This window comes from Enterococcus sp. DIV0176, from assembly GCF_050528535.1.
GTDB lineage: Bacteria > Bacillota > Bacilli > Lactobacillales > Enterococcaceae > Enterococcus_B > Enterococcus_B thailandicus.
The window spans coordinates 323,782-337,428 of the sequence record NZ_CP172879.1 but is presented as its reverse complement, the minus strand read 5'-3'; the positions used below and the strand labels follow the sequence as shown (position 1 = coordinate 337,428).

16 protein-coding genes are annotated in these 13,647 nt (G+C 37.2%); 3 read left to right on the top strand and 13 right to left on the bottom strand.

Features of this window, described 5'->3' with window-relative positions; translation table 11 throughout:
* Positions 1-41 precede the first annotated feature (41 nt).
* The 7 genes from IGJ66_RS01675 to IGJ66_RS01645 form a co-directional block, all read right to left on the bottom strand.
* The gene (locus IGJ66_RS01675) at positions 42-701 is read right to left on the bottom strand and encodes a Crp/Fnr family transcriptional regulator (protein ID WP_067481468.1); all 660 of its coding nucleotides are present in this window, start codon (positions 699-701) and stop codon (positions 42-44) included.
* 12 nt (positions 702-713) lie between these two features.
* The gene (locus IGJ66_RS01670) at positions 714-1,244 is read right to left on the bottom strand and encodes a ferritin-like domain-containing protein (protein WP_430616731.1); all 531 of its coding nucleotides are present in this window, start codon (positions 1,242-1,244) and stop codon (positions 714-716) included.
* 1 nt (position 1,245) lies between these two features.
* Entirely contained in the window at positions 1,246-1,476 is a 231-nt protein-coding gene (locus IGJ66_RS01665) for a heavy-metal-associated domain-containing protein (protein WP_086270567.1), read from the bottom strand.
* Positions 1,477-1,502: 26 nt separating this feature from the next.
* On the bottom strand, positions 1,503-3,410 hold the full coding sequence (locus IGJ66_RS01660) for a heavy metal translocating P-type ATPase (protein ID WP_086270566.1): 1,908 nt from the start codon (positions 3,408-3,410) through the stop codon (positions 1,503-1,505).
* Between the two features lie 128 nt (positions 3,411-3,538).
* Positions 3,539-4,864, bottom strand: coding sequence for a DUF438 domain-containing protein (locus tag IGJ66_RS01655; RefSeq protein WP_430616730.1), 1,326 nt, complete (start codon positions 4,862-4,864; stop codon positions 3,539-3,541).
* Positions 4,864-5,094 carry a DUF1858 domain-containing protein gene (locus IGJ66_RS01650; RefSeq protein WP_067481478.1) on the bottom strand — a complete coding sequence of 77 codons (231 nt, stop codon included), beginning with the start codon at positions 5,092-5,094 and terminating at the stop codon, positions 4,864-4,866. The genes IGJ66_RS01655 and IGJ66_RS01650 overlap by 1 nt, the downstream gene beginning before the upstream one ends.
* 115 nt (positions 5,095-5,209) lie before the next feature.
* Positions 5,210-5,866 (bottom strand): HI_0552 family protein, encoded by a 657-nt coding sequence (locus IGJ66_RS01645; protein WP_430616729.1) that lies wholly within the window; start codon positions 5,864-5,866, stop codon positions 5,210-5,212.
* Positions 5,867-6,011: 145 nt separating this feature from the next.
* Between IGJ66_RS01645 and IGJ66_RS01640 the strand changes: the two genes are divergently transcribed.
* Both IGJ66_RS01640 and IGJ66_RS01635 read left to right on the top strand, forming a co-directional pair.
* The gene (locus tag IGJ66_RS01640) at positions 6,012-6,332 is read left to right on the top strand and encodes a putative heavy metal-binding protein (protein WP_218658062.1); all 321 of its coding nucleotides are present in this window, start codon (positions 6,012-6,014) and stop codon (positions 6,330-6,332) included.
* 270 nt (positions 6,333-6,602) lie between these two features.
* The gene (locus tag IGJ66_RS01635) at positions 6,603-6,707 is read left to right on the top strand and encodes a putative holin-like toxin (RefSeq protein WP_231885371.1); all 105 of its coding nucleotides are present in this window, start codon (positions 6,603-6,605) and stop codon (positions 6,705-6,707) included.
* Positions 6,708-6,880: 173 nt separating this feature from the next.
* Here the strand turns inward: IGJ66_RS01635 and IGJ66_RS01630 are convergent, their stop codons facing one another.
* From IGJ66_RS01630 to IGJ66_RS01615, 4 genes are all read right to left on the bottom strand, one after another.
* Positions 6,881-7,726: an LPXTG cell wall anchor domain-containing protein gene (locus IGJ66_RS01630; protein WP_430616728.1), complete on the bottom strand. Its 846-nt coding sequence runs from the start codon at positions 7,724-7,726 to the stop codon at positions 6,881-6,883.
* A gap of 252 nt (positions 7,727-7,978) precedes the next feature.
* The gene (locus tag IGJ66_RS01625; RefSeq protein ID WP_067481486.1) at positions 7,979-8,275 is read right to left on the bottom strand and encodes a rhodanese-like domain-containing protein; all 297 of its coding nucleotides are present in this window, start codon (positions 8,273-8,275) and stop codon (positions 7,979-7,981) included.
* Positions 8,268-9,917 (bottom strand): FAD-dependent oxidoreductase, encoded by a 1,650-nt coding sequence (locus tag IGJ66_RS01620; RefSeq protein ID WP_270346271.1) that lies wholly within the window; start codon positions 9,915-9,917, stop codon positions 8,268-8,270. Before IGJ66_RS01620 ends, IGJ66_RS01625 begins: the two co-directional genes overlap by 8 nt.
* A gap of 1 nt (position 9,918) precedes the next feature.
* Positions 9,919-10,233 carry a rhodanese-like domain-containing protein gene (locus IGJ66_RS01615; protein WP_067481490.1) on the bottom strand — a complete coding sequence of 105 codons (315 nt, stop codon included), beginning with the start codon at positions 10,231-10,233 and terminating at the stop codon, positions 9,919-9,921.
* A 205-nt stretch (positions 10,234-10,438) separates the two neighbouring features.
* Here IGJ66_RS01615 and IGJ66_RS01610 point away from each other — a divergent pair, with 205 nt between their 5' ends.
* Positions 10,439-10,675: a metal-sensitive transcriptional regulator gene (locus tag IGJ66_RS01610; protein ID WP_067481516.1), complete on the top strand. Its 237-nt coding sequence runs from the start codon at positions 10,439-10,441 to the stop codon at positions 10,673-10,675.
* A 320-nt stretch (positions 10,676-10,995) separates the two neighbouring features.
* Here the strand turns inward: IGJ66_RS01610 and IGJ66_RS01605 are convergent, their stop codons facing one another.
* Both IGJ66_RS01605 and IGJ66_RS01600 read right to left on the bottom strand, forming a co-directional pair.
* Positions 10,996-11,559: a CDP-alcohol phosphatidyltransferase family protein gene (locus tag IGJ66_RS01605; RefSeq protein WP_430616727.1), complete on the bottom strand. Its 564-nt coding sequence runs from the start codon at positions 11,557-11,559 to the stop codon at positions 10,996-10,998.
* Between the two features lie 85 nt (positions 11,560-11,644).
* On the bottom strand, positions 11,645-13,576 hold the full coding sequence (locus tag IGJ66_RS01600; protein WP_430616726.1) for an endonuclease MutS2: 1,932 nt from the start codon (positions 13,574-13,576) through the stop codon (positions 11,645-11,647).
* Positions 13,577-13,647 lie beyond the last annotated feature (71 nt).

Here is a 13,647-nt window from a genome sequence, read left to right as displayed (position 1 = left end):
ATCAGTTTGGATTCATCCTCTCTTTGACATTCTAATAATAGTTACAGTTCTTCTAATCCCTCGATGTCAGTCAGTTCAATGACTCGACCTTTTCGTTGAATTAGTTGTTGTTTTTCCAACAACTTGAATTTTCTGGATAATGTTTCAGGGGTAGTTCCCAAAAAAGCAGCTAACTCTTTCATTTTCATCGGGAGGTTTAATTGAACATTTTCTTCTACTTGAAACAGGTCAAGCAAATACGTGGCTAAGCGTTCTTCCACTTTTTCCATCATCAAAAATTGTGTTTGTTGCTCAATCTTCGCCATTTTTTCTGCATTAATTTCTAACAACTTTAAGCTTAATTCTGGATAATGAAGTAACAAATTTGAAAAATCTCGTTGTCTTAACAAGCAAATTTCTGTGGGCTCCAATGCTTCAGCAAATAAGGAGTCATTAGGAACACCAAACAATTGGCTTTCTCCTTCATAACTTCCTGGCAAAGAAACACGCAACAACTGCTCCTTTCCACTAGAAGAAAGCTGGTACACTTTCAACTTTCCTTGAGCGACAATCACTAATTGAGCCTCGTCAGCTGGTGAAAAGATTTGTTCACCTTTCTTAAACTTTCGGTGGCTCACTAATTCATGGATTTTTTGTTGTTCTGCTTCTGCCAGATGATTGAATAATGGTACGACTGAGACACACAAATGTTGATGTTCCACGTAACTCCCTCCTTATTCTTCCTCCATTAACCCTTCTCGAATATCATTTCCTAAATAACTTTGCCAAGTATACAATTGGTGATTAAGCCAAGCATATAATCCTTTGAGCCATTCTGCTAATCCATATTTATTTTCTTTTTCTGCTAAAACAATTCCACGAGTAACAAATAAATTTTGAGTTGCAAAATCAGCGACCATCTCGGTCAACATTTTTTCAGGAGATTCATATTTCAGCTGACCACTTTCCTTAATCATTGTATAACCGACAAATTCCATAGTCGTTGTTGGAATGAGTTCCCCTTCATCTAATACCAATTGACTTAATTCGTCAAACAACTCATCTTCTTTCGCGATGATTGTTGGTAACTTGGTTTCTAAATAACTACGTTGGTTACCTTTAAGGTACGCTTTTATCTGTTTAAGTTTTGTACGATGAATAACTAAGTTAGACAGAATATGACTAATCATTGCTGCAGCAGTTGGCGTATGATGATCTTGTTCACTTTGAAGTTTTTCTTGTTCATATTTTTGAATTGAATTCATCTTAAGCTAACTCCTTTACTTTCATTCCTTCGACATCATAACCTAACGCTTCGATTTTCTTGCTTAAATCTTCTGGTTGAATGTCCTTTTCATTTATTTCAACTTTTACTTTGCTGGCATTAAACAAAACTTTTACTTTTTCAACACCAGTTTGTTGACTAAGTCCTTGTTCGATTTTTTGCATACAAGATGGACAAGTCAGTGTTCCTAATTGGATAATTACTTTTTTCATGATAAATCCTCCCTTTCACTACATCTCTAGTTTAATTCCTCTGTTTCTTTAAATAATTGATTTCTATCAAGTTTTTTCTTTTTTTGCCGATAAGATAATAAACGCATACCATTAAAAACGACTAGTAGAATACTTAATTCATGAAATAACATACCACTCGCCATATAGACATAGCCGAAAATCAATCCGATTAGTAAGAATAAAACTGTTCCTAACGCAATCCCAATATTTTCTTTCATATTCAAAACTGATTTTTTGGTTAAATCAAACGCATAAAGCAATTTTTTAAAATCAGACTGCATCAACACAATATCGGAAGTTTCCACCGCAACATCTGTCCCGTTCCCCATTGCAATTCCAATATCTGCAATCGCTAAAGAAGGGCTGTCATTGATTCCATCACCAACAAAAGCAACTACTTGACCCTCTTTTTGTATTTTTTTGATATAGTTTGCTTTTTCTTCTGGTAATAGGTTTCCATGTATTTCCGACAGACCGATTTCTTTTCCTATGCTTTCAGCAGTCAGTTGATTATCACCAGATAACATCACGAGCCGTTTGATCCCTTTTTCTTGCAGTTTCTGTAAAGTTTCTTTGACGCCCTCACGAAGTTGATCCTTGATTCCAATCAATAAGACGACCTCATTTTTTGTTGCCACAAATACTAAAGAATTACCTTCTTGTTGTAGTCGTTGCTCGTCTGCTTCAACCTCTGACAGAGAGATAGCTTGATCGCTTAACAATTGGCGATTACCTATAAATAGTTTTTCTCCTGCTACTGTCGCGATAATTCCTTTTCCTTTGATTACAGTGGTATTTGTTACTTGGTACTGTTCAATATTTCCCATCTGTTTTTCCACATACTTTACAATTGCCTGTCCCAAAGGATGATCTGATTCTTGCTCGATTCTAGCGACGAATGGCAGAACATTCGTCGCTGATTGACCATAAGACTTAACACTTGAAACACTTGGTTTTCCATTAGTTAACGTTCCTGTTTTATCGAAAACCATGGTATCTACTCGGCTAAACACTTGCATTACTTCGCTACCTTTGACCAGCACACCGTTTTTTGCACCGTTCCCAATTCCAGCAACATTGGAGACAGGAACACCTATGATTAACGCTCCTGGGCATCCTAAAACTAAAATTGTGATTGCCAAACGAATATCTTTAGAAAACACCCCAATTAAAAGTGCAAGAATCAACACAAACGGTGTGTAGTATGTTGCAAATCGGTCAATAAATCGTTCAGTTGTTGATTTAGCATCTTGTGCTTCTTCAACTAGTTCAATAATTTTCCCAAAAGTTGTCTCTTCACCGACTCGCATTGCCTGTACTTTTAATGTTCCATTTTCTAAAATTGTTCCAGCAAACACTTGATCCTTGGCTTTTTTTGCTACTCGCTGCGCTTCACCGGTAACGCTTGATTCATCAATTGAGCCTTCACCTTCTATAACTACCCCATCTACTGGAACTTGGGCACCAGTTTTAACTAATAACAAATCATCTTCCTCGACCTCATCAATCGGAATCTTTTCCACCGTGTCTTCAAAAAATTTCCAAGCTGTCGTCGGGGCTAATTGAACAAGACTTTGAATAGCAGAACGTGTTTTTTCCAATGTTTTTTGTTCAAGAAAATGACCAAATAAAAACAAGAATGCAACAATCGCAGCTTCATTATACTCACCAATCGCAAACGCACCAAAAATCGCAATTGTTACTAACAGATCAATACTGATAACTTTCACTTTAATTGCTTGGTATGCTTGAAGTCCAATTGGTAAAATCCCAAAAAGAGCCGAAATCGCCATACTTAAACGATACCCTTCTTGATACGAAAAAAATTTAGCAACAAGCGCTAAAAAGATGAAACTCCCACTAATTACCATCAATTGTTTTTTATGACTTAAAATTATTTTTTGACTATTCATTCTAACTCCTCCTTTACTTTTCAATAACAGAATAATCAAAAGAGAAGCGAAAAACATTGATAGCTATCAAGAAAACAAAAAAGGTTGCAATGAGCGGTCACACTCATTACAACCTTTTATCCTTAGCTTTAGTCCAATAATCTTTTTTGTCCTTCAAGTGACTGGATTGGTGTCACATCTTGGGTTACTTCTAAACAACCAAGATAGTCGTCTGCTTCGTTTCTTAACGCAAAATAGCGAATATAGATTTTTTTCCCACGCATATCAATCCAAAACTCGGCTTCAGAACGGGCACCTGAACGAAAATCATCTAAGATTTGCTGCACAATATGCATGCTCTTTGGTGGATGACAATTTACTACTTCTCGCCCAATCACTGACGTCGTTCGTGGAAAAACACGTTCTTTTCCTTCAGAGAAAAAGCGTACTCGATCGTCGTTATCCACAAAGGTTAAATCAACGGGTAGAACTTGAAACATTGCAATCATTTGTTCCAGTTTTAACGTTCCTGTTGGTAGGACAATTGGCTCAGAAACTTCTTTCATTTCGGCTTTGTCTTGTTTTTCTACAAATACTGGTACGCTATCCGTTTCGTTCAACAAGCTTTCGGCAATTCCGTCTGTGGTTGCTTTTGCTTGTTGGATTGCCAACTGACGAGCTGGTTCGCGTTCGCTTTCTTTTTCCAATGCCTCTTGGCTTGGTTTCCAAGGAAGCGGTTCTGGAATAAAGGCAAAACCAATATCAAAACTATCTGCTGCGATTTTTTCCCAATCAGATAAACTAAACACATCCAGCGTCATCGGCGCCATGATTTCTTCTTCTTTAAAAATCATTTCCTCGATTTCGTTTTTCGTTTCTTCCCATTTGGTAGCAATGGGGTTATAAGCTGCTCGTTCGTCTCCCGCTAGCTGAATCAAAGCTTTTACCATGTCGCGAATATCATCATCCACGCCCCACATCACTTTGGGTGGTGCTGAGATTCCATATTTTTCCATGTAAGAAAAAATCAATGTTTCTTTACGTGCATAATGCTTATCAATTTGTCTTAGATCCTTGAGCGCTTTAAGCAGTCGTTCTTTTTGTGTCCAATCGCCTGCTTTGATTTTTAACAATAAGTCATCAATTTCATCTGTTAACAAAGATTGTAACACTTGATTTTCTAACTTCAGCGTATGGATAGGATGCCCGGGTTGTTCATGCTCCAAATTCGATCGATGAATCTCATTAATTGATCCCTTAAATACTGCCGCATGAATGTTACATAATCGTTGGATTTCTTGTGGATTTAAGCCACTCTGAATCAATGCTTTTTCAGCTGCTGTGATTTCTGTCACATCCACTCCGTCAAACTCTTGATTGAACAATTCTTTCGCTGCTTCAAACGAACCACCTTCATGTAACAACGTTAAAATTTCTACAATGCGTTCTTGTCGTTGCTGTCTTGTTCGCTCCATCACTCTACTCCTTTCACAATAAATCCATTTTCTTCAAATAATCCGATCACTTTTTCTAAAGGAATTTTTTTCATTTTTGCACCTTTAGGAATCGTCATATAACGACCCGCTGTTTGTAACATTCCTGGTTTTGCAATTGCTTCAAAACCTAATCTATACATCAATTCCTTTACTTCGGGGTAAAGGGAAACTAGTTCAAACAAAGACTTTGATAAATCCAATTCTTTCATTGACATCCTCCTTTTTAATCATGAATGCTCGCTTATTATACGCCTCTTTACTATTATTTTCATTCAAAATTAATACACTTTTTCACAAGCCTTGCTAGAAAAGACAGGGACAGGTTTATTTTTTTAATGCAAAATACAAAGGTGCTAACTCTTTTAACGCTTTGCTTGTTTCTGCTACAAGATTTTCTACTGGAGCCTCTGTTTCAAAAAACAAGCGACCAATCTGAAACGAACGATTCCCCATTGCTTCTCTCAATTTTTCTTGCCCTTTCGAATCTGCTAAATAGGTAGCCAAAGGTAAGTGATCCTCCAACTCGTGTTCCACTTGAGGCCAAATGTAATAGTGTTCTATCGCAACTTGTTTGCTCCATTCTGGTAATGCAGCTAGCAACTCATTGTATTCTTCCACTCCACCACTTCGCTCTTCACTTTTATACTGTTGAAACATCAAATAAACTTGAAATTGTTTTTTATTTAATAACACAGCCAAGCATGCATTTTCTCGCTGGCGATCTTCGCTGCGGTAAGCACTCCAAAAATGACTTCGTAAATTCCAGCCATTCGTCCAACTTTCAATTTTGGGTTTTTGCATCCCATATTCTACAGGTAACGCTGTTGCAACTTCTAACTGTAACGTTTTCCACTTTTGCCACTGTTTTTTATAATCTGCTTTGATTTCTTCGATTTCTTGTGTTGAATACTGTTCTTTTAATTGCTTGAAAGTATATATTTCTCGATCAAATAATTGAAAATCAGCTTGATTCAATTCCATGTGCGCACCTCTTTCTGTTACCAGTTTTATTGTAAACAGCTCGAGTCAAAGTTGCAATTTTTACTTATATTTTCAACACTTCCGCTGAAAAAGAGCGCTTTATTAAAAAATTTGCTATACTTTTGCTAAGAAAGGAGTGATCGAATTGATTACAACAACTACAAATAGTGTTGAAGGAACAACAATCGAGGCTTATAAAGGAATCGTGTTTGGTGAAGTAATTACTGGTATCAACGTGTTTAAAGATATCGGTGCAGGATTACGAAATGTATTTGGCGGACGCTCAAAAAGCTACGAAGATGAGCTATTACAAGCTCGAGAAGAAGCGCTAGCTGAAATGGCACGTCGCGCGGAATCCCTTGGTGCTAACGCCATCATTGGTGTAAAAATGGACTATGAGGTTCTTGGTAGTGACAACGGTATGTTAATGGTTACTTGTAGCGGAACTGCTGTAGCTACCCGATAAACAGCTTTTCTACAAGTTAGAACGAGACAAAAGCATCGCTTCTCAAAAGAACGACTATTTTTGAGAAAGCGATGCTTTTATTCTGTTTCTAAAAATGAATGGATGTGCTATAAAAAAACATCCAGGACTATTTTAAAGTCAAGTTTTTTTTCTGACGAACATGGTATACTAACAAACGACAGTAGAGTTTATGACGGTGGCTATCCAATTAAAAGTGAGGGGGGATGCGTATGTGCGTACTTCCAAAATCCAGAGAGAGGAGAAGCCTTTTTGCCTGTTGAATCAGCTTTGGAGCTAATGATCGGTTTCGGTTCGTTAATCGCAACGATCATTTTTGGCATCCTAGCAGTAGTCAACCAAGACAAAAAAAAATAACCGTCTACTGCTTCTAACCAGGACGATTATTTTCTAAGATTATTACTGGTCACCGTCTTAAACGGTGCTGTTAGGGAGTTGTTGACGCAACTCCTTTTTCTATACTTATTTTAGCATATTTTCGTTTAAAACACTAGAAACAATTTTTTCCTACTTAGCCTAACTAAAGCTATTCAGGCTCTTTTTTTCATTAAAATAGCTGTGAAACTAACCAATCCTAATCCTAAAACAGCTAACCCAATTGATTGTTCGTCATTCGTTTTAGGTAACTCTTTTACCGTAGAGCTAGCTGCTAAAGGTTCCACACTTTGTTTCGTGTCTGCCGCATAAACTTCTTGGTTTTCTACGTTAGAACCAGCTGAGTGTAAAATAGACTTGATTCGACCGATACTTGACTCAAGATCTGTTTTCTTTGCCTTTGCGTCTTCAATCGCCGCTTGTGCATCTTGAATTTTCGCATCAATTTCAGCACTCGCTGTTTCAATATCTGATTGTGTATTGGTTAAAGTAGTAGATGCGTCTGTCCCCAATGAATGAATTTGTTCTTGAATCTCTTTGGCTTTTTGAATTTTTCCGTCAATATCTTTTTGTGTCGCATCAGCAATTTCTTGTGCATGCGCTAAATTTTGTTCCAATTGTTCATGATTTTTTTGTGCGTTCTCTTTTAGTTCAGTCAAATCTTGATGAATTGTTTCTTGATTTTCTTTCAATTGATTCTTAGCATCTTCTAAAGACTGTTCGATTTCTTTTCGTCGTTCTTCCAACTTTTGAAACCAATCAAGGTCGAATCGCTGTGTTGAAGATTCTGTATTTTCGATTTCATCAGAAGTGATCATTGATTCTGTTGACTCATTTGGTTGTGTTGCTGATTGTGACTCACTCGTTGTCACCGTGTCCTCGATACTTGTCGAGCTAGTTGCTTGTGTTATTCCCGTTGTTTCTGCTAAGACTGGTTGTGCTAAAAAAAACAATCCCGAAGCAGTAACGGTCACTGCTAGACTTGTAACAAATTTTTTCATGCCTGGATCCCGTCCTTATTCTTCAATATTCGTTTTAGTATAAAACAAATCAAGAAAAAGAAACATAAACATTCGAAGGAATCTGTCTAATAAAACCAAGTTACTAGCAATCCACTCTTACACTATTATCAAATTGAGTAGCTATCAGCTAACTGTTTATTTAAATCACTAATTAAAATCATTTACTGAGATCATTTACTGAAATCACATGCCAAAGAAAAGCAGTCACTAAATTCTATCATTCAGTTCCATCTAAACCAGACGATCTGGCCAAGCTGAAGTTCCCCCCATTACATTGATAACATCAAATCCTTGTGAAGCTAACCAATTACAAGCAGTTGCTGAACGTCCGCCTGATTGGCAGATGACATAATACGTCTTCTCTTTTTTCAACTGTGAGCTGGCAGCTTCTAGCTCACTTAACGGAAATGATTCCGCGTTTGGCACATGCCCCATTTGATACTCAACTGATTCACGGACATCAATAACAGGTATACTTTTCTTTTTTGTTTCTTGATAAAATTCTGCTGGACCAATACTTCTATACATAACTAATCTCCTCTGGTAACACCATTTTATACAGTGCAAACGCACCGTCTAAATTTTTCACTTTAAAGCCTGCTTGTTTCAAAATACGCTCCGCAAGATAACTACGCAATCCACTATGACAACTCACAATATATTCTTTGCCTTGATTCAACTCACCTAAACGCTCTCTCAAATCATTTAGTGGAATAGTGATTGCTTCTTTAAATTTCCCGTTTTCTAGCTCATTTTCATCGCGCACATCTAAAAGAATTTTCCCGTTTTCTAGCTCTGTTGCAAGTTCGTGCCACTGAATAGTTTCACTCACTCCTTCCGCGATATTCATCGCCGCATATCCTAATAAATTCACTGGATCTTTTGCCGAACCAAACGGTGGCGCGTACGTAAATTCTAATTCAGGTAGATCAAAAATCGTCAGTTGTCCTTTGATTGCTGTTGCCAAAATATCTAGACGCTTATCAACTCCTGCAACACCCACACCTTGCGCACCATAAATTTCACCAGTCATTGGATTAAAAATTAATTTTAACAACAACTCAGTTGCACCAGGATAATAAGAAGCATGACTTTTTCCAAGCACATGTGTCACTTGCACTGGCAATCCAGCTGCTTTCGCACTTTTTTCGCTCAAGCCAGTTGAACCTGCAGCTAAATCAAACGTTCGAACAATCGCTGTTCCAATACTTCCTTGATTCGTTCTCGGCAACCCAGCAATAACATCAGCAACTTGACGCCCTTGACGATTGGCTGGAGAAGCTAACGAAATCAGTGCATCTTCACCAGTAATTTGCTGTTTGACTACGATTGCATCACCCACAGCATAAATCGCAGGGTTGCTTGTTTGATAGTTTTCATTCACAACGATTCCGCCACGTAAGCCCAGTTTTAATCCAGCATTTTCAGCCAACGTACTTTCTGGTTGAACACCCACTGATAAAATCGTCAAATCAGAAGCTAACGTTTCACCATTTGCTAAACGAAGTTTCTTCCCTTTTTCTTCAAACCCTACAACTGATTGACTTGTTAAAACTGCTACACCTTGTTTAATTAATTCTTGTTGGACATAGACTGCCATCTCTTCGTCAAGCGTTGGTAAGACGTGTGGCGCCTGCTCTACAATCGTGACTTGCAGTCCACTCTTTTGTAAATTTTCTGCCATCTCTAAACCGATAAAACCAGCACCAACAACAACCGCTTTTTGAGGTTTCGCTTCCAATGCACGCATTACTCGGTCAATATCAGGTACATTTCTGATTGAAAAAACATTTTCAGCTGTTGAAATTCCCGAAATATTAGGAACAAATGGTTTTGCCCCTGGAGATAGAATCAGTGCATCATATTCAACCGTTTCTTTCTGTCCATTTGCTACCACTTCTACCTGCTTCTCTTCTGGAGAAATGTTCACTACTTCATGATTTGGTCGGACATCTAAGCGAAAACGAGCAGCCAATGCTTCTGGTGTTTGAACCAATAACTTTTCTCGCTCATCAATTTCTCCTGAAACAAAGTAAGGTAATCCACAGTTTGCAAACGAAACAAATGGCCCCTTTTCAAATACGATAATCTCTGCATCTTCCATCAAACGTCTTAATCTCGTAGCAGCAGACATCCCACCAGCTACACCACCGATAATAACAATCTTCATTTTACTTTCCTCTCACTTTCGTTCCACGCCATTGATTCATACCACCACGAACATTCACAGCAGAATAGCCCGCTTTTCTTAACTTCTTAACAGCTTGTTTACTCCGCATACCAGATTGACAAATCACATAAACCGTTTCTTCTTGATTTCCGCGATAATTATTGATTTGCGCTAAAGGAAGATTTTTGGCTTGTCGAATATGCCCCCCTCGGTATTCAGAACTTGTCCGAACATCAACAATTTTAGGATTAGTTGGTAATTTTTCAGCCAATTCTTGCGTAGTGATTGTCGGAATAACCTTAAAAAATGAAAACATTCCTTTCCCTCTTTTCTTTTTTAGAAATATACCTCATGGGGTATATTTAACAGAAGTATTTCAAAACTGTCAAGAAAAACAATTTTGTTAACTTTGAAAAAAAGATTTTTATTTGCAAAAAATACCTACCTGAGGTATATTTCATTTATTATCATCAAAGGAGGACGTCACATTGGAAAACGAAACCAAAGAAACCAAAAAAATCATGAATCGTCTCAAACGAACCGAAGGACAAATCCGTGGCATTCAAAAAATGATTGAAAATGAACAAGAGTGCATTGACGTCATCACTCAGCTAACCGCCGTCCGTTCAAGTATTGATCGGGTGATGGGAATGATTGTTGCCGACAATCTTAAAAATTGTTTTGAAAACCCTGAAACCAATCCTGAAGAACAGTCAAAAAAACTAGAACAAGCAATCAATATGATTATTAAAAAATAAAGATTGTTGGTTCCTCTCCACAAAAAAAGGCTATGACAATATTTTGTCACAGCCTTTTCTTCCGAATAAATAGTGTTCCCAAAGCAGTTTCTTCGACAATAAGTCCTCTCTTCTTAAAAATATGGAAAGCTATTTTTAGAAAAGCATCCTTATTGCTTGAAGCTTGACGCTTTGCGCCACAACCTTTATTCACGGTGTTCCCAAAGCAACTTCTTCGGCAATAAGTCTTCTCTTCTTAAAAATATGGAAAGCTATTTTTAGAAAAGCATCCTTATTGCTTGAAGCTTGACGCTTTGCGCCACAACCTTCTCATAAAACATTCAGTTAAGTTTAGTCGAACGTAACATTTTTCGATACTCTAAGGCATATAGAACAAACGACAACATCAAGCATATAGCAATTACACCGAAGATTACACTTACCCACGTTTCCGCCAATTGAGGGAATACTAATAAGATTATCATCCCTAAATAAATCACTGCTGTCGCCAATTTGCCATACCATTTGGCTCCACTTAATTTTACCCCATGTTTCAGTCCAATTATTCCTGCAATCATCATAAAGCCTTCTTTGATCACAAATAACCCCAGCAATAACCAGATCCATGGTCGATACCATGCCATTGATAAAATCAATACAAATTGAGTAAGTTTATCAGACAAAGGATCTAATAATTTCCCTAATTCAGTAATTTGGTTGAAACGGCGCGCGATATAACCATCCAAAAAATCAGTTAATCCTGAGACAGCAATCACTAACCCTGCCAAATAAAAGGAACGTTGCCAAACAAAATAAAGATATACCGGCAACAAAACGATTCGAAAAAGCGAAAGCCCATTGGGAATTGTTTTGATTTCTTCTCGCCAATTTTGCGTAATTTTCATCTGTTAACAACTCCTTTATCAAAACTTGTTCCATTTTATTTTAACTTAAGCTCTACTAAAACACTACCGTAGTGGATTACGCTTCTTAGTGATAGTAACTATCTGTTTCTTTTTTCTTTTGATGCTGTCGCGTACGCATTTCTTTCAGCAACTCTTTATGCGCCTTTTTTGATCCTCTTTCTAAATCACGTTGTTTTTTTCTCGTTTTAAAATCAATAAACAAACTATCTAAATCGTAACCTTCAGGATATAGTTCACTTGCACTTCGTCTGAACTGCACACGTTGACGAAGAACTGCTATCTTTTCGTTGTTGAAATAAATCATTACTTTTTCTGAACCGTCATCTTCAAATACTAGTCCCTCTTTTTGATGTTCTGTTAGCCATACACGATCCCCTTTTTCAAAATGCCGTTTAGCTAATTCGTTCTTTTTATTCTCAAAGATTTGACCCAAATCAGCAAAGTCTTTTTTCTTTGTTTGATACGTTTTTTGTTGGATATACGTTTGTGCTTGATCGATCAGTTTGGAAGACATCTTCATTTTTTTCGCAATCCACAACGCTTGGCTATCCCCTGTTTCACCTACTTGTAATAAGTATTTCGGTTGTAAAGCATCTCTATCAAATGCCATCGCTGCAGGAATAAAATCTTCATGCTCCTTAGCAAACTTTTTGATTTCACCATAATGGGTCGTCGCAACTAACAAGGCACCTTGCTCATACATTGTTTCCATAATCGCAACAGCTAGTGCCGCACCCTCATTTGGTTCTGTTCCACTGCCAATTTCATCAAGTAAAACTAACGTATTTCTGTTCACCCTTTTTAGAATTTCTGCAATGTTTTGCATATGACCTGAGAAAGTACTCAACGCATTTTCTAAATTTTGTTGATCGCCAATGTCTACGAATAATTCATCGAAAATAGCAAGTTCGGTTCCTTCTTGTGCTGGAACTTGCAAACCAAACATCGCCATCAATGTAAATAATCCTACTGTTTTTAATACAACTGTTTTCCCACCAGCATTCGCGCCTGTAATCACCAATCCACGATAATCAATTCCTAACTCAAAGTCTAATGGTACTGCATTTTCAGCTAAGAAAGGATGTTTTCCTTGCTTGATTGAAATTCGTTCTGACTTATTGACGCGTGGCGTGATTCCTTGTAATTCACGGCTATACTTCGCGCGGGCAAAAATGATATCTAACGCTGTAATTGTTTCAATAATCAAACTGATTGCTTGCTCTTCTTCTGCTAGTAACCCGGTTAGTTCAGCTAACACTTGGTATTCTTCCGCAATTTCTTCTGCTTTCAGCAACTGGTACTGCTCGTTTGACTTAGCGATAACCGTGGGTTCGATAAAAACAGTCGTTCCTTTATTTGATTGTTCAATAATCGTTCCTGAAAATTTATTTTTATAACTTGCCTTGATTGGAATCGTGTAATGCTCACCCTTTTGAACAATCATTGCCTCTTGAATCATTTCTTTATGATTCGGATGCCGTAAAATTTTTAGTAAGCGTTCTTGAATTTCTTTTTCTAAATTCTGTAATTGTTTTCGTACTTTTCTTAAATTTCGTGAAGCGTCATCGCTTACTTGTTGATTAGTTATTTTTTGATAAATCATTTCTTCAACTGGCAATAAATCTGGCAAATGATTACTATACACATGTAAAGTGGGTGTTTGATATTGATTTTTCTCAAAAAACTTCGTAATCATTCGACTACTTCTCAAAAAATCAGCATATTCAACCAAGTCTGCGGGTGCTAAAATCAAGCCTTTTTTTACTTGATCTGTTAAATAACCAATTCGACTAAGTCCCATAAATGGTACATGTTGGTTACTTTCTAAAATCATTCGTGCTTCTTTTGTCTCCATTTGCCAAACCTGAACAGTTTGCAAATTTGTTTGAACAGTTGTTTGTTCAATTCGCTCCTTGGTGTATTGCCCAATCGCACGTTTTTTTACTTCTTCTTTGATTTCATTAAATTGTAGTTTTTCAATCATTTGATTATTCATATTCTCTCCTTTTCTGCGAAGAGATACCCGTCTCAAAATAAATAAACACCTAGAAACATTTCATTGCACAA